Annotated in this window: 18 protein-coding genes; 1 reads left to right on the top strand and 17 read right to left on the bottom strand. The window is 71.0% G+C overall.

The features are described 5' to 3' along the window. Genes BLV57_RS07300 through BLV57_RS07370 form a run of 15 tightly spaced genes read right to left on the bottom strand, consistent with a single transcriptional unit; the run spans position 1 to position 17,519 of the window. Positions 1-1,311, bottom strand: a complete 1,311-nt coding sequence (locus tag BLV57_RS07300; protein WP_091287718.1) for a class-II fumarase/aspartase family protein — start codon at positions 1,309-1,311, stop codon at positions 1-3. Continuing rightward, on the bottom strand, positions 1,308-3,251 hold the full coding sequence (locus BLV57_RS07305) for an FAD/NAD(P)-binding protein (protein ID WP_143047000.1): 1,944 nt from the start codon (positions 3,249-3,251) through the stop codon (positions 1,308-1,310). Before BLV57_RS07305 ends, BLV57_RS07300 begins: the two co-directional genes overlap by 4 nt. After that, the gene (locus tag BLV57_RS07310; RefSeq protein WP_091287720.1) at positions 3,248-4,495 is read right to left on the bottom strand and encodes a 3-deoxy-7-phosphoheptulonate synthase; all 1,248 of its coding nucleotides are present in this window, start codon (positions 4,493-4,495) and stop codon (positions 3,248-3,250) included. Before BLV57_RS07310 ends, BLV57_RS07305 begins: the two co-directional genes overlap by 4 nt. Further along, a complete protein-coding gene (locus BLV57_RS07315) occupies positions 4,492-5,124 on the bottom strand; it encodes a 4'-phosphopantetheinyl transferase family protein (protein WP_091287721.1) in 633 nt (210 codons plus the stop codon). Before BLV57_RS07315 ends, BLV57_RS07310 begins: the two co-directional genes overlap by 4 nt. Next, positions 5,118-6,296, bottom strand: coding sequence for a class I adenylate-forming enzyme family protein (locus tag BLV57_RS07320; RefSeq protein WP_091287722.1), 1,179 nt, complete (start codon positions 6,294-6,296; stop codon positions 5,118-5,120). The genes BLV57_RS07315 and BLV57_RS07320 overlap by 7 nt, the downstream gene beginning before the upstream one ends. Next, positions 6,268-8,487: an anthranilate synthase component I gene (locus BLV57_RS07325; protein WP_091287944.1), complete on the bottom strand. Its 2,220-nt coding sequence runs from the start codon at positions 8,485-8,487 to the stop codon at positions 6,268-6,270. The genes BLV57_RS07320 and BLV57_RS07325 overlap by 29 nt, the downstream gene beginning before the upstream one ends. A gap of 28 nt (positions 8,488-8,515) precedes the next feature. Then, entirely contained in the window at positions 8,516-9,649 is a 1,134-nt protein-coding gene (locus tag BLV57_RS07330; RefSeq protein ID WP_091287723.1) for an acyl-CoA dehydrogenase family protein, read from the bottom strand. 30 nt (positions 9,650-9,679) lie between these two features. Continuing rightward, a complete protein-coding gene (locus BLV57_RS07335) occupies positions 9,680-10,120 on the bottom strand; it encodes a PaaI family thioesterase (protein WP_091287724.1) in 441 nt (146 codons plus the stop codon). Continuing rightward, positions 10,117-11,238 carry a ferritin-like domain-containing protein gene (locus BLV57_RS07340; RefSeq protein WP_218134648.1) on the bottom strand — a complete coding sequence of 374 codons (1,122 nt, stop codon included), beginning with the start codon at positions 11,236-11,238 and terminating at the stop codon, positions 10,117-10,119. The genes BLV57_RS07335 and BLV57_RS07340 overlap by 4 nt, the downstream gene beginning before the upstream one ends. Next, positions 11,235-12,704, bottom strand: coding sequence for a class I adenylate-forming enzyme family protein (locus BLV57_RS07345; RefSeq protein ID WP_143047001.1), 1,470 nt, complete (start codon positions 12,702-12,704; stop codon positions 11,235-11,237). Before BLV57_RS07345 ends, BLV57_RS07340 begins: the two co-directional genes overlap by 4 nt. After that, complete coding sequence (locus tag BLV57_RS44385; protein WP_143047002.1) at positions 12,676-12,924, bottom strand: acyl carrier protein; 249 nt, start codon at positions 12,922-12,924, stop codon at positions 12,676-12,678. Before BLV57_RS44385 ends, BLV57_RS07345 begins: the two co-directional genes overlap by 29 nt. Further along, entirely contained in the window at positions 12,921-13,940 is a 1,020-nt protein-coding gene (locus BLV57_RS07355; RefSeq protein ID WP_091287727.1) for a transglutaminase-like domain-containing protein, read from the bottom strand. The genes BLV57_RS44385 and BLV57_RS07355 overlap by 4 nt, the downstream gene beginning before the upstream one ends. Then, positions 13,937-14,227 carry an acyl carrier protein gene (locus tag BLV57_RS07360; RefSeq protein ID WP_091287728.1) on the bottom strand — a complete coding sequence of 97 codons (291 nt, stop codon included), beginning with the start codon at positions 14,225-14,227 and terminating at the stop codon, positions 13,937-13,939. Before BLV57_RS07360 ends, BLV57_RS07355 begins: the two co-directional genes overlap by 4 nt. Next, positions 14,224-15,912: an AMP-binding protein gene (locus BLV57_RS07365; protein WP_091287729.1), complete on the bottom strand. Its 1,689-nt coding sequence runs from the start codon at positions 15,910-15,912 to the stop codon at positions 14,224-14,226. The genes BLV57_RS07360 and BLV57_RS07365 overlap by 4 nt, the downstream gene beginning before the upstream one ends. Further along, a complete protein-coding gene (locus tag BLV57_RS07370; protein WP_091287730.1) occupies positions 15,909-17,519 on the bottom strand; it encodes a class I adenylate-forming enzyme family protein in 1,611 nt (536 codons plus the stop codon). The genes BLV57_RS07365 and BLV57_RS07370 overlap by 4 nt, the downstream gene beginning before the upstream one ends. Before the next feature lie 286 nt (positions 17,520-17,805). On the opposite strand from BLV57_RS07370, the gene BLV57_RS07375 reads away from it, so the two are divergent. Further along, a complete protein-coding gene (locus tag BLV57_RS07375) occupies positions 17,806-18,282 on the top strand; it encodes a hypothetical protein (RefSeq protein ID WP_091287731.1) in 477 nt (158 codons plus the stop codon). A 333-nt stretch (positions 18,283-18,615) separates the two neighbouring features. Here BLV57_RS07375 and BLV57_RS44330 read toward each other — a convergent pair whose 3' ends face one another. Next, a complete protein-coding gene (locus BLV57_RS44330) occupies positions 18,616-19,770 on the bottom strand; it encodes a GyrI-like domain-containing protein (RefSeq protein ID WP_091287732.1) in 1,155 nt (384 codons plus the stop codon). Between the two features lie 26 nt (positions 19,771-19,796). Further along, on the bottom strand, positions 19,797-20,804 hold the full coding sequence (locus BLV57_RS07385; RefSeq protein WP_091287733.1) for a helix-turn-helix transcriptional regulator: 1,008 nt from the start codon (positions 20,802-20,804) through the stop codon (positions 19,797-19,799). Positions 20,805-20,810 lie beyond the last annotated feature (6 nt).

The raw sequence follows: 20,810 nt of genomic DNA on the forward strand, positions 1-20,810 counted from the left end.
TCAGTACATCCGCCGGTAGCGGGCCAGCACCCGCCGCGCCAGCGCGGGCGCGGCGCCGAGATACCGCGCCGGGTCGAGCAGGTCGTCGAAGTCCAGTTGTACGCCGGCGGCCTGCCGGAGCGCCGACTCGAAGTCGCCCGAGGTCTGGGAAACCTCGGTGAGCAGCCGTTTCGCGGCCGCTTTGCCGAGTATCGGCGCGAGCCGGGCGCTGAGCCGTTCGGAGACAACCGCCCCGCCGGTGAGCCGGAGGTTGGCGAGCATGGCCGCCGGGTCGACGGTCAGCCCGCCCGTGAGTTCGGCCGCGTTGGCCGCGGCGCCCGCGACCAGGCGCAGCGACTCGCGCAGCGGCTGCCATTCGGCGTGCCACGCGCCCGCCGGGCGTTCGTCCTCGGCGACCACCGCCTGTGTGAGCACCAGCGCGTACGGCGGAACCTGCCTGGCGGCGGTGGCGATCGCCGTCGCCAGCACCGGATTTCGCTTCTGCGGCATGGCCGAGGACGCGCCGCGACCCCGCACCGCGGGCTCCGCGACCTCGGCGATCTCGGTGCGGGTGAGCACCAGGACGTCGGCGGCCAGCTTGCCCAGTGCCACCGAGGTGAACGCCAGCGCCGACGCGATGTCCGCGATCGGCGTACGCAGTGCGTGCCACGGGATCGGCGGGACGGCGAGCCCCAGTTCGGCGGCGAAGGCCTCGGTCAGCGCCACCGGGTCGGCCCCGTACTCGGCGTACGCGGACAGGGTTCCGCCCGCCCCGCCCAGCGACACGGGCGGATCGACGGCCGCGAGCCGGTCGCGGGCGTCCAGCACCAGGCTGAGCCACCCGGCGGCCTTCAGCCCGAACGTCGTCGGGACCGCGTGCTGGGTCAACGTCCGGCCCGCCATCGGCGTGCTGAGGTGGGCTTCGACCAGCCCGGCCAGCGCGCTCGCGGTGCGCACCAGGTCGGCGTCGACCCGGCGCAGCACCCGCGCGCAGATCAGCATCGCCGCCGAATCGAGGATGTCCTGGCTGGTGCCGCCCCGGTGCACGTACTCGGCCGCCTCCGGGTCGACTGCCGAGACCGCGGCGGTGAACTGGGAAACCAGCCACACCACCGGGTTCGCGGTCTCGTGCACGCCGTCGACCAGCCCGGCGAGGTCCAGCTCGGCCTCGCCCGCCACCCGCGCGATGGCCGACGCAGCCTCGGCCGGGATGACGCCGAGCTTCGCCTGCGCCCGGGCGAGCGCGGCTTCGACGTCGAGCATCGCCCGGACCCAGGCGCTGTCCGGCAGCGGGTCGGTGCCCGCCCAGCCGGGCGCGAGCAGGCCGGTCATGACGCGGTCAGCGAGCGGACGGGCCGCCGGGCGGCGGCGAGCAGACCGGCCCTGGCGATGGCATCGGCGTCGGCGATGATCACCGAGTTCACGCCCGGCCGGATCCCGGCGGCGGTCACCCAGTGCACCGTCTCGGTCGGCACGCCGAACGCGAACCGGCGCGGATGGGCCAGGCCGTGGCTGTCCACCAGGTGATACGGACGGCCGGTCACCGCGACCCCGCCGGTCCGGTACCAGCCGCCGCCCTTGGTGGGTATCCGATGCGTGGTGCACGCGCCGCGCGCGTACAGCGCCGCGAGCAGCGGATCCTTGGTGGCGCGCAGATCCGGCTCCGGTAGCCGCGCCTCGATCAGCACCGCCGCCATGTGCTCCCCCGGCACGCCGGCCGAGCGGGCGACGAACGCGCCGTCGCCGCACTCCACCCGCAGGCCGGGACCGGTCACCGTGACCAGCCCGGCTTCGATCAGCGCGATCAGCTGCTCGATCCGCTCGGCGGGCGGGCCGATCGACAGGAACGCGTTCAACGGCGTGTACCAACCCTGCAGGTCGTCGCGGTACGAGTCACCGCTGAGCCTGCCGTGGTCGACCACCAGCCTGATCTCGTTGCGCAGGTCCCGCAGCACGTCCAGCGCGGCCTTGACCGGGCCCGTGACGTTGCCCTGTTTGGCCGCGCGCACGTCTTCGCGCAGATACTCCAGCAGCCAGGCTCGATGCTCGGCCGCGCTCGCGAACCGCTCGGCGCCCGGACGCGCGATGCGTGCCCAGTCCCACCGGTCGCACTCGCGGACGCCGAACCGGGACAGCAGCGCGTTCTCGTCGGGATCCGGCCACGCGGCGAGCGGATTTCCCCGGCGCCGCACCGGAAGCGCGGAGAACTCGCGCAGGAACCGGACGGCGTCGCAGGAACACGCCCGCGCGGTGATCACGGCCTGGTAATAGACGGCCTTGACCTCGCGGTCGATCAGCGGCCAGAGGTCGGCGGCGAAGTCGACCGGCGAGCCCCGGTCGGCGCGGGCCCGCAGTGCCGCGATCACCGCCTCGGTCAGGAACAGCGGGACATGCCTGCCGAACGCGCCCTTCTGGTTCTCGCCCCGCGCGTGATACGGCACGCCGCGCCGCGACCCGGTGATCAGCACCGGCTCGCGCCCGGAGGCCTGATACGTCAGCCGCCCGTCGCGTCCCCTGACGAACTCACCGCCGCGCCCGGTGGTGAACAACGCCAGGTAGTCGAAGAAGTTGAGGCCCATTCCCCGCAGCACGACCGGCTCGCCGGGGCCGATCGCGCTCAGGTCCGCGTCGGCCGGATTGGCGGGCGGCAGATAGGTCAGGCCGTGACGCGCCGCGTGCGCGGACAGCCGGGTCTCCTCCTCGGTCAACTCCGACGCCGTGTGTCCCAGCGCCAGCACCACGGCGTCGAGGTCGTGCAGCCGTTCCCCGTCCGCGAGCACGACCAGCTGCCGTCCGCCCGGTTCGTCGGCGACGTCGACCGCGCGCACCGGGTGCGTCACGATGCGGACTCCCGCGGGCACGGTCTTGACCAGCCGGTCCAGCACCCAGGTCAGGTACTGGCCATAGAACGCGCGTGACGGGTACGAGTCCGGCCCGAGCCTGCGCGCCTCTTCCTGCAAATGCTGGGGCATGCGGTCGAACGGGCCGAGCAGCGAGCTGAACTGGGCCCACTCGTACAGGCTCGGTCCCGGCACGATCGGGCCGTCGCACTCGACGGACGCGTCGCCGAACAGCGTCACCTGCGAGGTGACCGTGTTCATCAGCAGGTCGGGATGCTGGCCGGTGCGCCACACCTGGCCGCCGTGCCCGATCGACGGGTCGACCAGGTGGATCACCAGCTCGTCGGTCAGCAGCCCGGAAGCGTTGGCGCACAAGCGTTCCAGCACCGAGAGCCCGCGCGGGCCGAGCCCGATGACGCAGATGGCGCTCATGGCCGCCGCCGCGCGCACAGTGCCGCCATGGCCGCGACGACCTCGTCGGCCTGGTCCCCGTTCAGCCGGGGATCGCAGGCCGTCCGGTACCGCAGCGGCAGGTCGGCCTCGACGACCGGATCACGCCCGCCGACGCACTCCGTCACGTCCTCCGGCGTGGCCTCCAGGTGCAGGCCGCCCGGCCAGCCGCCGGCGCCGCGCACGGCGGCGGTGAACCCGGCCAGCTCGGCGAGGACATCGCCGATCCGCCTGGTCTTGAGCGGACCGGCGGCGCGGGTGTTGCCGTGCATCGGGTCGGACATCCAGACGACGGGGTGCCCGCTCGCGGCGACGGCGCGGACCAGCTCCGGCAGCCGCTCCCCCACCACGCCCGCGCCCATCCGCGCGATCAGCACCAGGCGGCCGGGCTGACGGTCCGGATCGAGCCGCGCGCACAGCTCTTCGAGCCGCCCGGGCGTGCAGCCGGGCCCGACCTTCAGCCCGACCGGATTGGCGACCCCGGCGAGGAAGCGCACGTGCGCGCCGTCCGGCTCGCACGTGCGCGCGCCGATCCACGGCAGGTGGGTGGACGTCAGCAGCCAAGCGCCGGTCTCCTCGTCGAAGCGGACCATGGGCTCCTCGTAGTCGAGCACGAGTGCCTCGTGACTCGTCCACACCGCGGGCGTTTCGGAGCCCCATCGCCCGGACAACGCGAGCCCCGCCGCGGCGAGCTCGCGCAGGATTCCGAATACTTCGGCGGAGTGCTGATACGCCAGCCGCATCCGGGCCGGGTCCGGGGTCCGCGCGGCGGCGGTCGGTTCCCTGCCGTTGACGATCTCGCCGCGGAACGAAGGCAGCACCTGGTCACCGACCCGTTCGGTCGGCGAGGACCGCGGCTTGCCGTACTGGCCGGCGATCCGGCCGATCGGCACGACCGGCACCTTGAGCTCGTCGTGCAGCCGTTTCGCGGCGTCGTGCAGCAGCCGCACCTTCGCGGCCGTGCCCACGAAATCCGGGGCGGCGAAGGTTTCCGCGCAGTCGCCCGCCTGCACGACGAACCCGCCGGCGTGCGCGACCCGGCAGAGCGCGCGCCGCAGCGCGTACACCTCGGGCGCGGTGACCAGCGGCGGCAGCGCGGCCAGCTCGGCGCCGACCCGGCGGACGTGGTCCTCGTCCGGCCAGTCCGGCTGCTGCGCGGCCGGGAACTCGCGCCAAGACGCGGGAGTCCACTGTGTACTCTCACGCGCTCGCAGATCTTGGATCATCGGTCCCCCGCATCGGAAAGAGTCGAATGGAGTGCGGTCCAGGCGAGCACCGCGGTGCCATAGCGGCGGACGCGCACCGGCAGTGCCAGCCCCGGCCTGGTCCGGATGAAGGCGGTGAACCCGGCCTCGCCGGGGCACAGCATGATGTCCTTGAGCCGCTGCAGCTCGCCGCCGTCCAGCAGCGCGGCGGCCTTGAAAACGGCTTCCTTGGCCGAAAACGCCTCGGCCAGCAGGTCGTCCGCGAAGACCCAGTCCAGTTCGGACGGTCCGAGCACGTAGCGCGCGGCGGCCGGTGGCAGCGGGACCGTCTCGAAGTCGACGCCCACCGTCGCGAACCGAGCGCGCGGTCCGGCCAGTGCGACCGCCCGCCCGCCGGAGTGGCTGATCGACGCGACCACCCCGTCCGGCAGGCGCGGCTTGCGCCCGTCGAAACCGATCGGCCCGGCGCTGACCCCGATCTCGGTCAGCGCCGAGCGCAGCGCGGCCCTGCCGAGCAGGAAGTCGCCGCGGCGGGCGGACGGCAGCGTCGCGGCCAACTCGACCTCGCCAGGATGAGCAGCCGAATCGGTTGCGGTGAAACAGAATCCGGCACCATCCACCCGAGGCGCCGCCAGGTCGAGCGTCAGCATGGCGGCCCTCCCAGGTACAGGTAACCGGCTTCGTCGACATGGCCGAAGTCGCCGGTGCGCACCCAGCCGTCGAGCGTCGCCTCGGCCGTGGCCGCCGGGTCGTTCCAGTACCCGCGCATCGCGCCGTCACCGCGCACGCACAGCTCACCGGCGGATCCCGGCGGCAGCGTGACGCCGTCGGCGTCCACGAAGCGTGCCGACATGCCGGGGATGACCCGGCCGACCGGCAAGGCCTCGGGCAGCGGCGGCGCGAACGCGTCGACGACCGGGTGCTCGGACGGCCCGAGCGTGGCGACCGGGCCGCCCGCCTCGGCCGTGCCGTACACCTGCCGGAACCGGCCGTGGAACCTGGTCGCCACCTGCCGATACACCTCGACAGGCATGGGCGCCCCGCCGTAGACGACCTCGCTCAGCCTCGGCAGCGTGCCGTCGTGGAACGCGCCCGCGTGCAGCAGCTCGGTCAGCTGCCGCGGCGTCAGCCAGACGTGCGTCGCCGAGTGCTCGGCGAGCTTGGTGATCACCTGGTCCGCGTCGGCGCCGCCCGCCAGCACGAGCGTCGCACCCGCCGCGAGGTACGCCAGGCTCAGCACCACACTGCCATGCGAGAGCGGGCGGCAGCTGGCGAACACCATCGCCTTCGACGGCTCGGCGACCGCCAACCAGCCGAGCGCTATGTCCTTAATGGACCGATGATCGACGACCACGCCCTTCGCGTGCACCGAGCCGTACAGGATCGCGGCGAGGTCGTCGGCCGCAACCTCGGGCAGCGTCCCGTCATGGCTCAGCTCGGCGAGTTCGCCGAACAGCGGATCCTCGAACGCGAGCCGGAACGCCGGGCCGGACTCGCCGATCCCGGCGAGCAGCGCCTGCTCGCCGAGCACCGCGGCGAGCTGCGCTTTCCTTGCCGCCGCGGCGAATTCGCCTGCGGTCAGCGGCACGACCACCGCGCCGAGCCTGCCGAGCGCGAAGTACGCCTCCACGACCTCGGCACGATCACCGGAGAGCACGGCGACCCGGTCACCGCGCCGCACCCCGCACTTGGCCAGCCCGCCCGCGAGGTTGTGCACGCGACGGGCGAGTTCACGCCAGGTCACCCGGCGGTCGTCGTCGATGACGGCGACGCGGCCGGGGAAGCACTGCTCGTTACGCGCCAGCAGTTGTGTGAGCCACATGGACGCCCCCTTGTCCCCAGGCGCTGTCCCCGGCCAGCCGGGTGAGCGCGTTCGCGATGATCGAGTGCCCCCGGCCCGCCTGCTGCGTCAAGATCGACTCCGGGTGGAACTGCACGGCCGCGATCGGCAGCGACCGGTGCTCGACGGCCATGACGAGCCCGTCGCCGGTCCGTGCGGTGACCTCCAGGCAGCCGGGCAGGCTGACGTCGTCGGCGTGCAGCGAGTGATAGCGGCCCGCTTCGAAGGTGCGGGGCAGCCCGTGGAAGAGGCCGTCCCGGCCGCCGGTCAGCTCGATCCTGGCCGGCTTGCCGTGCGCGGGAGCGGGCAGTTCGGCGAGGTCACCGCCGAAGTACTCGACGATTCCCTGTAACCCCAGGCAAACCCCGAACACCGGGATGCGCCGGATCAGCGCCTCCGACAGCACGCCGTCGATCTCGAAATCGGCGGGCCTGCCCGGTCCCGGCGAGAGCACGAGCAGGTCGGGTTCGAGTTCGTCGAGCAGCTCGGCGCCGAAGCCGTGCCGGTAGGTGATGACCTCGGCGCCCGCCTGCCGGAAATAGTCGGCGAGCGTCTGCACGAACGAGTCCTCGTGGTCGACGAGCAGCACCAGCTGCCTGCTCTCGGCCTTCACCGGGAACTCGAGCACCTCGGCTTCGACGTCCTCGCGCTCGACGGCGTCGAGCAGCGCGAGCGCCTTGAGCTCGGTTTCGCGTTCCTCGGCGTCCGGCTCGGAGTCGTGCAGCAGGGTCGCGCCCGCCCGGATGGTCGCGACGCCGTCGCGCAGCTGGATCGTGCGCAGGGTGAGCGCGGTCTCCAGCGTCCCGTCGAAGCAGATCCGGCCGAAAGCGCCGCCGTACCAGCGCCGCTGGCTGCGCTCGTGCTCTTCGATGAACGCGATCGCCGCATGTTTCGGCGCGCCGGTGACGGTGACCGCCCACGCGTGGGTGAGGAACGCGTCCAGCGCGTCACGGTCGGGCTTGAGCGTGCCCGCCACGTGGTCCGAAGTGTGGATCAGCGTCGAATACATTTCGATCTGCCGCCGCTTGAGCACCCGCACGCTGCCCGGCTCGCACACCCGCGCCTTGTCGTTGCGGTCGACGTCGGTGCACATGGTCAGCTCCGACTCCTCCTTGGCGGAGTTGAGCAGCAGCTTGATCCGGTCGGCGTCCTCGAGCGCGTCCCGGCCACGCGCGATGGTCCCCGAGATCGGGCAGCTCTCGACCTGCCCGTGGCGGTCCACCCGCACGTACATCTCCGGCGACGCGCTCACCAGGTGCTCGCCGTCGCCGAGGTTCGCGAGCAGCCCGTACGGCGCGGGATTGCGCTCGCGCAGCCGCTCGAACATCCGCGACGGCTTCGCGGTCGCGGCCCGCCGGAAGCATTGGCCTGGCACGACTTCGAAAAGATCACCCGCCTTGAACTTGGCCTGCGCCAGCCGGACCAGGTCCGCGTACTCCCCTTCCGCGTGGTCGCGCGCCGACTCGGGCTCGCGTCCTGGCGAGAGCAGCAGCGTCTCGGTCTCGCGGCGCATGCCGGTGGTGCGGATCCCATCGATCTCGAACTCGTAGCTGTGCCGCACGGCCGTGCCGGCGGCCCGGTCGTGGACGTCGATCCGGTCGGGCAGGTGCAGCACCAGGTCGCGGTCGCCCGCCTCGCGGTCCTGGTGGCGCGGCACATCGTCGAACTGGAACACCAGGTCGTAGCCGAACGCGCCGTACAGCCCGAAGTACGGGTCGGCCGGACCGGCGAAGTACTCGACGAGCGCGCGCAGCGCGGTGAAGACGGTGTGCCGCCGGGTCCGCCGCTCCTCGCAGAGGTCCCGCGCCGGCTCCGGCACCACCCCGCGTACCGAGTCCTCGTCGCAGGCGAACTCGTCGAGAATGCCGTGCCAGGCGACGATCACGGCACGCAACAGCAGGCGGCCTCGGTCGTTGAGCGCGGTGGCGGTGACCCGCCTGCCGCTGGCGGTGATCTCCAGCGGCGGGTCGATGTACCCCACGTCGAGCGGGTGATAGCGGTCATCACCCGCGACGCCGCAGGTCATCACCATGCCACGGCGGCGGTCGAGCACCCGGGGCAGCGAGACACGGACCGAGGAGATGGTGGTCTCCGCGGTCGTCCGGGTCACCAGGACACCGCCTGTGGTCAGCCAGCTGTCGCGGGCGGAACCAGGCGCGGGTCGGTGGAACATGAGCTTCTTCTCCCTCCACACGCGCCGGTCAGACCCCGAGCGACCGGCCGATGATTTCCTTCATGATTTCGTTGGTGCCGCCGTAAATGGGGTGCACCCGGTTGTCGACGAACGCCTTGGCCACCGGGAATTCCCGCATGAACCCGTAGCCGCCGTGCAATTGGACGCACCGGTCGAGCACGGTCTTCTGCGTGTTCGTCGCCCACCATTTCGCCTTCGCGGCGGTGACCTCGTCGAGTTCACCGGCGTTGAGCGCGAGCACGCAGTTGTCGACGTAATTACGCGCCACTTCGATCTCGGTCAGCATTTCCGCGAGTTCGAACCGCACGTGCTGGAACGAGCCGATCGGGCTGCCGAACGCGGTCCTGGTGCGGCAGTGCTCCAGGGTGTGCGCGAACGCGGTCTCCGCGCCGGCGACCGCGTAGGCGGCGATGCCCAGCCGTTCCTGCGGCAGATTGTCCGACAGCGCGAGGAAACCGCGGCCCGGCTTGCCGAGCAGGTTCGCCGCGGGCACCCGCACGTCGTCGAAGAACAGCTCCGCGGTGTCCTGCGCGGCCATCCCGATCTTGTCGAGCTTGCGCCCGCGCTCGAAGCCCGGCATCCCGCGTTCGACCACCAGCAGGCTGATCCCCCTGGACCCGGTCTTGGCGGCGACGATCACGAGATCGGCGTTGATCCCGTTGGTGATGAACGTCTTCGTCCCGGTGAGCACGTACTCGTCGCCGTCGCGCACCGCCGTGGTGCGCAGCGCCTGGACGTCACTGCCCGCGTCCGGCTCGGTCATCGCCAGCGCGGTGATCGTGTCCCCCGTGCAGAACCCGGGCAGCCAGCGGCGTTTCTGGTCGGCGTCGGCCAGCCGCAGCAGGTAGGGCGCGACCACGTCGTTGTGGAGCGCGAACCCGATCCCGGTCGCGCCGACCCTGACGATCTCCTCCGACAGGATCATGTTGTACCGGAAATCGGCGACGCCGAGCCCGCCGTATTCCTCGGGCACGTCGAAACCGAGGAAACCCTGCTTTCCCGCCGCGCTCCACACCGCGCGGTCGACGATCCCGTTCTTCTCCCATTCCGCGTGGAAAGGCACTATCTCCCGTTCCACGAATTCACGGAACGCGAGCCGGAATTCCTCGTGCTCCCGTTCCAGGGCACAGCGAATACGCATGACGAAAACTACCCCCAGTAAACGAGAAAGTTACGAGACCTTACGCAGGATCTGCTCGACCGACGCCGATCCGGTGCGGACGCCGTCCTGGTGGAACTCGATGTCCACATAGGCCTGACGGCGCCCGAACCTCCGCACGGTCGCCTCCACCCGTGCGGGCCCCGGCCGCAGCGGCGCCCGGAACGAGATGGTGATCTCCGAGGTGAGGAACGTCAGCTCGTCCGGCAGTACAGTCATCATCACCAGCCCGGCGAAATGGTCGACGAGACAACCGATGTAGCCGCCGAACACCACGCCAGGGGTGAGCGTGACCTCGTCGGTCAGCTCGACCAGCGCGGTGAGCGAGCCGGGCGACCACTCGGTCGCGTCCGGCAGCAGCAGCCGCTCGACCACCGGCGGCGACGGGACCGTCCCGGCGATCAGCCCGTCGAGGTAACGCTGGGTCTTGGTGAGCTCGGCGACCGAGGTCATCCGGCCTCCCGCTCGCCGGGCTCGGCGGCGCCGAGCTTCATGATCTGCTGGACCTCGTGCTTGCGCTCGGCGAGTTCCAGGTCGGCGAGACGCTCGGCCGCGACCTCGTCGCGCTTGAGCACCGCGTCGTCGTCGATCTCCTTGAACCCGAGCACGCCCATCTTCGCGAGCCCTTCCTGGACACGGGGTCCGAGCAGCCCGATGTCCTTGAGGCCGGGCACGATCCGCATGAACACGAGCCGCCGGAACTCCCGCTTCGCGGGCGAGCGCTTGGCCGCCTTGAAGCATTCCTCGTCGTAACCGAGCCGGGTCCACACGTCGTCGTCGACGTACCGCTCGCGCAGCGCCCAGCAGCCCTCCAGCACGAACTCCTCGCGCTCGGCGATCTCGGCCGAGGTCAGCTGCGGGTAGTAGTCGCGCAGCAGCAGCCTGCCGAACGCGACGTGCCGTGCCTCGTCGCGGGCGACGTACGCGCTGAACGCCCTGGCCAGCGGGTCCTTCATCCGCTCGCGGTGCACGCCGAAGGTGGCGAGCCCCATGTTCTCCACCAGCGCGTGCGCGGCCAGCACGCCGAAGTCCCAGCGCGAGTCGGCCATCACGTGCTGGAACAGCGAGGCCAGCGTCGACGACAGCGGGTACCGGATGCCGATCTTGGTCTTGATGAACCGGTTGAACCCCTCGACGTGGCGTGCCTCGTCCATCAGCTGGGTGGCGCCGAACATCTTCGACTCGATGCTCTCCGCCGCGGCGCACACCTTGCCGACGCCGATCAGCGCGAACTGCTCGGAATGCAGGAACTGCGAGTACAGCCAGCCGGCGCTGTGCTGCCGGACGATGATCTTTTCCTTTTCCGGCAAACGGTTCCAGAAGTCGGAGCCGGCGATCGAGATGAAGTCGTCCGGCATGCCGAGCGGGTCTTCGGGGTCGACCTCGTGGCTCCAGTCGAGCCGCTCGTCCATGTCCCACTGCCGGGTCTTGCCCTGCAGGTACAGCCGCAGCATCTTGTCGTGCGTCGAGTCGTAGTCCCACTGGAACAACGCCGTGCCGTTGAGCGGCATCTCCCAGTCGCCTGCCAGCTCACGCAGGGTCGCCGGGTCGGTGTAGTCGATTTCGGTCACTTCAAGTCTCCTTCGGCGGCCGCACGCAGCCGTGGGCGCAGAATCTTCCCCGCCGCGCTGCGGGGGATTTCGGTGATGGGGATGAACCGGCTCGGCCGCTTGTAGCCCGCGAGCCCGCGCACGCAGAGCCCGATGAGCCCGGCCTCGTCGAACTCGCGCCCCGGCAGCGGCGCGACGAAGGCGACCGGGGTCTGCCCCCAGGTCTCGGACGCGGCGGGCACCACGGCGACGTCGGCGACCCAGTCCGCCTGGCGCAGCACGTGCTCGATCTCGGCCGGGTAGACGTTCTGGCCGCCGCGCAGGATGAGGTCGTTGCGGCGGTCGACGATCCAGAGGTGGCCTTCTTCGTCGAAACAGCCCAGGTCACGGGTATTGAGCCAGCCGCCATCGAGCACCTCGGCCGTCGCGGCCTCGTTGCCCCAGTATCCGTGCATCAGCCCGTCGCCCGCGAGCTGGATCTCGCCGATCTCCCCCGGTCCGGCCGCGCCCTCGATCCGCACGGCGGTGCCGAGCATCGGCGTGCCCGCGCACACCGCGCCGGGTGACGGCGGCTGGCCCGGCTTGTCGTCGGGCCGCAGCGTCACGACCGGCCCGCCGCCTTCGGTGATGCCGTAGATCGTCTGGAGCGCGACGCCGAGCCGCGCGGTCGCCTCGGCCGCGAGCGCGTCGGGCATCGGCGCGGCCCCGTGCAGCAGCAGCCGCAGGGTCCCCAGATCCGTGTCCGCGAGGCCACGGCAATCGAGCAGTAGCCGGACCATCGACGGGACGAGGAACGCGTGCGTGACCCGCCGGGCTTCGAGCGCGCGCAGGCAGCCTTGCGGGGTGAACTTGTCGAGCACGTACACCGTCGTGCCCGCCGCCAGGTAGTCGAGCGCGATGACCATGCTGCCGTGGAAAAGCGGGCAGGCGTTGAGGAACACCGTGCCGTCCGGCACCCCGACGTCGGCCAGCCAGGACAGCGCGTTCGCCTGGAACGAGCGCTCGTCGACGACGACACCCTTGGGTTTCCCGGTCGTCGCCGAGGTGTGCAGGATCGCCACCGGCACGGAAGTGTCCGCGTTCGCCGCCACCGGCGCGGCTTCTCCGAACGGCTCGTCTAGCGCGATGACCGGCAGGCCGGGGCGCACGGCGGCGAGCCTGCGGCGGCCCGTCTCGTCACCGACCGCGGCGGCCGGGTCGACCGAGCCGAGGATGTACTCGATCTCCGGATCGGCCAGCGCCGGGTTGACCGGAACCGCGACCACTCCGGCCGCCGCGCAGGCGAAGTAGGCCTCGATCATCTCCAACCGGTTGTCCGAGACCATCGCGACCCGGTCCCCCGGCGCCGCCTTGGTCTTCAGCGAGGCGGCCAGCGCGGACACTTCCCGTTCGAAGTCCCTCCAGGTGACTTCGCGACGGACGTCCGCCAGCGCGATCGCGTCCGGGCGGCGGACCGCGTTACGCCGCAGTATCTGGTTGAGCCACAAAGTGTTCACCTCCGATGAGCAGTCCGATGGCGTGCACAGTGGACAGTTCGGCCAGCTCGTCGTCGGTGAGCATCCGGCCGAGGTGCTCCTCGCACTTCAGCGCGATCCGCACGATCTCGCCGGAGTTCACGCCATGCGTGACGAGGTCGTCGGTGTCGCCGATCCGATCGAGCAGCTGAGGCAGGTCAAGGCATGCCCTGACGACGGCGCGCGCATTCATGAGCGCCGCCAAGGCTTCGCGCTGATCCCGACCATGCTCCAGTAGGGCGCCGCGTCCTCGTCGAAGTAGACGAGCGGGGCCGCGTCCTCGCCCACGCACGGCAGCAGCCGGTTGAAGCGGCCGCCAAAGCACGCGGCGGCGAACTCCGGCGACTTGGCCACGCCACGCGCCGGGTCGCCTTTCGCGCCCACAAAAGCGAAAACCGGGTCGAGCGGCTTCCAGACGCCGTCCTCCTCCAGCTCGCACCACGCGTGGTCGCTGCCGAACAGCCCGAGCAGATAGCCGCGGCGGACCCTCGCGTTGAGCCCCAGCGTGGTCAGGTGTTCGGCGAGCAGCTTCGCGGCGACGATGCAGTCGGCCATGCCGAGCCGCCACGCACGCCGGTGGTCGGCGCGCAGCACCTCGGGCACGGTCTGGTAGGTGACCACGCCCGCGGTGAGCGCGTCCACGATGTCCGTCCAGACCCCGATGACCCGCCGGTCACGCACGGTCCGCGCGGCTCCGGTGAGCCGGACGGCGACGTGGTACGGCCGGTCCTGGATCTCGTCCGCGTACGGCGGCGTGTGTGCGGAGTCGTTGAGCGGCAACGCTTCGACGCCTTCGGCGGCCAGGTCCGGCACCCGGACCCGCACGGTCGGTGTGTCCCCGTCGTCGATACCGTCGAGCCGGGCCGCGGGCGCGACGCCGACGAGCCAGTCCTTCGGCGAGTACCAGCTCTCCTTGGGCGAGGCGGCGAACCGCATCAGGAACCGCAGGCCCAGTTCCGGCACGGTCTGCCCGGTGCCGGAGAACATGCCCGTGTTCATGATGTCGTCGTAGTCGAACAGCGGCCCGCGGACCGGATCGTCCACATGCGACAGTCCGGCCGCCGCCAGCGCGGCGATGTCCTCCGGCGCGGTGCGCAGCGCGCTCGCCGCGGTACGGACATCGGTCTCGTACCGCGCCACGTCACGGGGCACCTGGACGAACCTGCCGATCGCGCCGGTCAGCAAGCCCGGTGCCACGGCGGTGCTCATGCCTGCCCTCTTTCCGCCACCAGCCCGGCCAGGTAGGCCGCGAACTCGCGGACCGTGGCCGACTCGAACAGGAAGTCGTCGGGGATCACCACGTCGAACTCGTCCTCGATCTGGGTGATCGCGCGCAGTGCCTTCACCGACTCGATGCCGGGGATCGCGGACAGCGGCTTGTCGAGGTCGATGCTCTCGGGGCTGGCTCCCGCCTGCTCGGACAGCGCGCGGCGGACGACGGCGAGGCCGCTTTCGAGCTGGGCTTCGGACACGGTCGTGGTGGCCTGGTCGGTCATCGGGAAAGTCCTTCCGGGATACGGGTGACGGAGCCGGCCGTGTCGAGCAGGCCGGTCTTGCGGCAGAGCTCGATCGCGCTGGTGCGCTTGACCTTTCCGGAGCTGGTGAACGGGATGGTGCTCGGCGCGACCGGCACCACCTGGACGGCGAGCAGGCCGAGCCTGGCGGCGAGCCGCTCGCAGATCGCGGCGCCGATGGCGGCCGACTCGGCGGGGTCGGCGCTGGTCTCCCAGAGCACGGCCATGCGCTCTTCCTCGCCGTCGGCCCAGGCGAACGCGGCGCCGCGGCGGCCGTTGACGCCCGGTGTCGTGCGGACGATCTCCTCGACGTCCTCGGCGTAGTAGTTCTGGCCGCGCACCACGATCATGTCCTTGCTGCGGCCGACGACGTACAGCTCGCCGTCGTGCACGAAGCCGAGGTCCCCGGTGCGCAGCCAGCCGTCGGGGGTGAACGGCTGCCGCTCCGGCGGGAGGCCGAGGTAGCCGCGGGTCACCGGCGGGCCGGTGATCTGGATCTCGCCGACCACGTCGTCGGCCAGCGGGGTGCCGTCCTCTTCGGCCGTGCGGAACCTGACCGAGCCGGCCGCCGGTCCACAGGAGACGACCGCGCGGGTGCGCTCTTTCCCTTGCGCGGCAAGCTGAATCGGCCTGCCGACGTCGAGCTGGTCGCGGTCGACGTCGAGGATCCTGGCCTGGGTGCCGGTGCCCGAGTAGCTCACCATCAGGGTCGCTTCGGCCATGCCGTAGGTCGGGCAGATCAGCTCGGGGCGGGCGCCGTACGGGCCGAACATCTCGGCGAAGGCCTCGATCGTGCGCCGCTGCACGGGTTCCGCGCCGTTGCTGCCGAGCCGCCAGCCGGACAGGTCGAGCCCGTCGGGGACACCCTGCTTCGCCGCCGCGGCGACCAGGTAGTCGTAGAAGAAGTTCGGCGCGGGCAGCGCGGTCGCGGGTGAGGCGGCGAACGAGCCGAGCCACTTCATCGGGCGCCGCACGAACTCCGACGGCGACCAGAGGCAGACGGCCGAGCCGCGCACGAACGAGCTGAGCAGCGAGAACAGGCCCATGTCGTGGAACAGCGGCAGCCACAGGCCGAGCACGTCCTCCGGCAGCCACTGGATCGCGTCGTTGATCGTCGCGAGCCCGGCCGCCACGTTGTCGTGGCTCAGCACCACGCCCTTCGGGTGCGAGGTGCTGCCGGAGGTGTACTGGATGACGGCCTCGGCGTCGCCGCCCCGGTAGTCGCTCGGCGGGAGCGCCTGGCGGTCGCCCGCCTCGGTGATGTCGATGAGCGCGATGCCCGGCAGCGCCTGGGCGAGGCGGTCGACCGTACGCCGCGCGAAACCGGGGTTGACCAGTATCGCGTCGAGTTCCGCGTCACGGGCGATCCTCGCCAGGTGCCCGACGTAGGCGTCCGGCCCGGCGAAGGCCGCCGGCAACGGCAGGGGCACGACCGCGGCGTCGAGCCGGAAAGTCGCGAACAGTCCGCGCACCCAGGGTTCGCCGTTGTCAGCCAGCAATCCCAGCCTCTTCGGCTGGGTGCCGCCCAGCTCGGCGACGATGCCTGCCGCGGTGGACTCGGCGCCGGTGATCAGTTCGACCGCGGGCACCGAGCGGCCTTCGCCGGGCAGGTGCAGCGCCGTGTCGGGGCGCAGCGCGCGCCGGATGAGATCCCAGAGGTGTGTCATCGAGCCGATCCCTTCACCTGTCGCGGGGCGGACTTCTCCATGCGGCGGCCGAGCCGCTGGCGGAGCACGCCGCGGCGGACCTTGTACGAGCCGGTCAGCGGCAGCGCCTCCCAGTCCCAGAAACGCACCGGGATCGCGCCGAGGCCGACCTCCTTCGCGGCGTCCTGGAAGCGCTCGGCCGTGCATTCCTCGCCGGCGCGCACGCAGGCCACGGCGAACACGCCGTCGCCGGACTCGGTCTTCACCAGCACCAGTTCGACCAGCTCCGGCAGCCGGTCCAGCAGCTGGTCTTCGCGCTCCAGCAGGCTTTCCGTGCCCTCGACGTGTTCGACGATCCGGTCGAGCAGCTCCAGCGAGCCGTCGGCGCCGACGCGGCCGATGTCGCCCATCGGCCACCAGGCGTCGGCCGGGATCATCGGGTCGTCACCACCGAGGTAGCCGAGCATCCGGCCGGGCGACCGGGTCTCGATGTAGCCGGTCTCGCCAGCCGGGACCTCGGCGCCCGCCTCGTCGACCACGCGGATCCGGATCGGCCCACCGGGGAAGCCGACGTTGCGCGGCGAGTAGCCGCCCGCGTCGGCGCGGCCGACGATCCGCAGGCTGATCGGCCCCGATTCGGTCTGGCCGTATGCCTGGAGGTAGTGCGCGCCGGGGTCGTCCGACGCGCCGAGCAGCGTGCGCACGGTCCTTGGGTGCATCGCGTCGAAGGTGGAGATGAACCGCTGCACGCTGGCGAACGGCCGGTCGGGGTCTTCGGTGAGGCGCTCCCAGTGGATGAAGATGTTCGGGTGGGTCTCGAGCGAGGTCGGCTTGTGCAGCAGCAGCTGTTCCTTGACGCTGGCCGGATCCGGGTCGCACAGCGACAGCATCGGGATGGCCGTTTCGAGGCTCGCCAGCGTTCCCGCACAGGTGCGGGCGTGCACGAACGACAGGTGCTTGGCGTTGAGGTCCTTTTTGGAGTATTGCGTCTTGAGGATCAGGATCATCGGCGCGACCATGCCGAACAGCGAGCGCGCCGAGTGCGCGGCGAGCTTCGGCCCGCCGGTGGTGCCCGAGGAATGCGTCACCACGAACGGCTCGGACGCCTCACGCGGGCTCGCCAGGTGCGCTTCCCTGTCACCGAGTCCGATCGTCCACTGAGGAGCGTTCGCGGACCAGGTCAGCACCCGCGAAGCCAAGTGGGACAACGCATGCCGGGAGGCGCCCAGCCGCGCGAGCCCGAAGTCGTCGACGAGCACGGTCGGCGAGTCCAATTTGGCCACCGACTCCAGCAGCTCGCCGACCTCCATCATGGACGAAAGCAGCACGGGCAGCGCGCCGATCCTGGCCAGCGCCAGCATGGCGGCCTCGACCTCGATGTGGTTGCGCTGCACGATCGCGACCGTGTCGGTGCGCCGCACGCCCGCCGCCCACAGCCGGTCGGCCAGCTCCTCGATGGCGGCGGCGAACTCCGCGAACGTCCGGACAGGACGGTCCGTGAGCGCCCACGGGGTGTCGGAAAGGAACGGGGTCTCGCCATGGCGTCCGGCGGCGTACTCGGCGAGAACGCCGAGTGGCGCTGAAGGTTCCGGCAGCAGGTCCGCCGCCAGTTCGGAAACATCGGGCATGGATGCGCACTCCTCGATCGTCACGGTCGGTGTGCATGGAAAGAGTCGCGTCCACCCGGAGGTGTTCCCCGCCACAGCTGAGAATTGTGGAAGTAATTCTCAGTGTCGCTGGGTCATCACGCACAGAGAGCGATCAGCGGTACTAGCCGGAACTTTCCAAACCCGCGGGAACGTCTCGCCCGCTCGGCCCCTCTTGGTTGATGGGCCACCTTTTTCACTCGGCGGCCCCAGCGGTACCGGTAGCATCGACGCCGCCCGTGGCGTCGCAAAGGGAGGGTGTTCCGTCATGACGCAGACCTGGCCGACAGCGGATCTGGACCCGGTCCGCCGCCTGCGCGTGCTGGCCACGGCCGCGCACGCGCCGATGTTCGCCGAAGAGCTCATCGACCTGCCCTTCGACCGCGTCTGGGCGGTCGCGAGCGACCTCGAGCACGAGCTTCCCCACCTGGTCCGCGCCATGCGCACGTTCACGTACACGAAGGTCGAGGGAGAGAACATCCGCGCCAGGGCGGTCGGCGTGATCGGCAATCGCGCCGACTTCGACATCGTCCTGCGGCCCGGCTGGTGCGTGATGCAGAGCCGCTTCGTGCTCGGCGGCATGGCCGCGGTCGCGGAAGGCGACCGGACCCGGTTCGCGGTGCTCGGCGGCTCCCGGCTGCCAGGTGCCGCGCGCAGCCGGGCGCTGCTCGGTCACGCCGGGCTGGCGCTCGGGCACGGCATGATCGGCCGCCTGCGCCGCCGCCTCACCTCTCACACTCGGTGACCCTCACGCGCCCAAGGGGTCGTGAGTGTTCCGGCCGGTTCTATTGAGGGGAAGTGCAAATGTGGCGTGCCCGATGCGGCTGGGTGAGGGCCTTCCTCACCCGGTTGCAGGTGGTCAGGGCCTCCCTCACCCGATATTTCGGGTGAGGGAGGCCCTGACTCGGTGGGTTCGGGTGAGGGAGGCCCTGACCCAAGCCCACCGACTGCGAGGCGGGTCCCTCGGGGGTCGTGAGTGTTTAGGCCGGTTAGAACCGGCCGTACCACTCACGACCCCCGAGCCCAAGCCGACAGTCACGCCACCCTTGCGTTCCCCCTCAATAACCGGCCAAAACACTCACGAGGGGCGCACGGGCTGACGCAAGATCGTCTTGAGCTTGGCGGACGCGGTCCGGCGCGGGTCGCTGAGGTAGATCTCGTGATGGTCGCCGTTGAAGGTCAGGCCGTTTTCGGGAAGGTACTGGTGGTGGAGACGGTCCAGCGTCGGGGTTTCGTCGTCGTAGGAGCCGACGTGCAGGATCTGGACGCAGGTCCCCTCGGCGAGGGTGCGTAGCTTGACGCTCTCGAGCGCGGGGTTGTCCTTCTTGCGGGAGACCTCGTCGACCGCGGCTTGGACCATGTCGTCGGTGATCCAGTCAGGCTGGCTGATCAGCATGGTCCACTCCCACAGCTGCTTGCGCCGGGCCGCGAACACGGCCGGGTCGTCCGCGCGCCACAACCCCTCCAGCGGGCCGACCACGAAGTCCCGGCCGAGGGTTTTCTTGCTGGCGAACTTCAGCGTGTACGCGACCCCGTAGAGCGCCTCGACCGCGTTCACGTACGCCGCTGAGGTGTTCGGATCGCCGGCGCCGTCGACCGCGAGGTACCGCAGCTCGGGCACGTCGACGACGGTGAAGTCCTTGGCAGAAGGGGAATAGAGCGGCTTGTGGGCCTTCTTGATGTCGTACTTGTCCATGGCTGCCTCCTCCGCCAGTGCGCCCAGCGTGGTTTCGGTCCAGGTGAGATCGGCGTTCAGCATGGCTTCGCTGTAGTCGAAGATCGCGGAAGCCGCACTGGGTAAGGGTTCCTGCCCGGAGCGCGCCGCCCGGACGTCCTTGAGCTGCTCGCGCAGCGCCTCGGCGCGCTGAGCCAGCCCGGTCGTCACGTCCGCCTCCGGCAGGCCGGGACTGTTGGCCATCGCGATCAGCACCCGCGCGCGGACCGGTGTCAACGCCGCCAGCGCTTCCCGGGTGGCGGCGGCGCACAGGTCACTGCCCGCCGCCGTGACGCGGAACGTCGTGCGCGCCTTCGCCGACGCGGGCGCGCCGGTCGCCTCGATCAAGCCGCGGCGCGCGAGTTTGTCCAGCACGTAGTAGATGGAGGAGAAGCCCAGCGCGGTCCACGCGCGGATTCCTCGCTGCTCGATGACCTTCTCCAGGTCGTAGCCGTGGCGAGGCTGTTCGGCGAGCAGGCCGAGCACCGTCAGCTCGCCATCGGTCAAGGTCGCGGACACCCGACTATTCTAGCACTAGAATAGTGTCACCCGGCGGCGCGGAGGTAGCGCTCGCCGAGCACGCGGACGTGCTCGACCAGGCCCGGCGGCTCGGTGACGTGGAAGTCGAGGCCGAGCATGCCGACGTAGACGGCGATGATCTCCAGGCTGTCCCCGCCGGTCACGAGCACCGACGTCGACTCGTCCACCGCCTCGACCACGCCGACCGCGGCGTTGATCCGCGCCAGCACCTCCTCCGCGGGCGCGGACACGGTGATCCGCGCGTGCACCTTCCAGCCCGCGGTGGCCACGTCGCGCAGCACGAAGCTCGTGTAGTCCCCGCCAGGGAACGGCGACGGCGTGAACCGGCGATGAGTCGCCATCCGCAGCGAGATCCAGTCGACCCGGTAGGTGTGCCACGCGCCGGTCTCCAGGCCCCGCGCGACGAGGTACCAGTGCCGTTCCCAGCTCACCAGCCGGTACGGCTCCACCAGGACCGGCCAGTCCCCGAACGGCGCCGAACTGTCGTTGCGCCGGGGCAGGTCGTCCTCGCGATCCGGCGCCCGGTAGTCGAACCGGAGCAGCTCGGTGTCCCGGATCGCTGCCGCGACGGTGGCCAGCACCGCGGCGTCCACCACCGGGTCCGGCACATTGGTGCCGGTGTTCGCCGGCCCTTCCGTGACCGCTTCGTGCACCGCGGTCACCTGACGCCGCAGCCGATGCGGCAACACCTGCTCGAGTTTCGACAACGCACGCGCGGCGCTGTCCTCGATGCCCGCCACCCCACGCCCGGCACGCAGCCCGATCGCCACCGCCACCGCTTCCTCGTCGTCGAGCAGCAGCGGCGGCAGCTTCGCCCCGGCACCCATGCGGTAGTGCCCGGCGGGCCCGCGCACGGCCTCGATCGGATAGCCCAGCTCGCGGAGCCGATCGATGTCGTTGCGGACCGTCCGCCCGCTGACGTCGAGGCGTTCGGCCAGTTCAGAGCCCGGCCACGCCGGTCGCGACTGCAGCAAGGCCAGCAGGGAGAGCAAGCGGGAAGCGGTTTCGAGCATTGCCTG

The organism is Amycolatopsis xylanica, assembly GCF_900107045.1.
Lineage (GTDB): Bacteria > Actinomycetota > Actinomycetes > Mycobacteriales > Pseudonocardiaceae > Amycolatopsis > Amycolatopsis xylanica.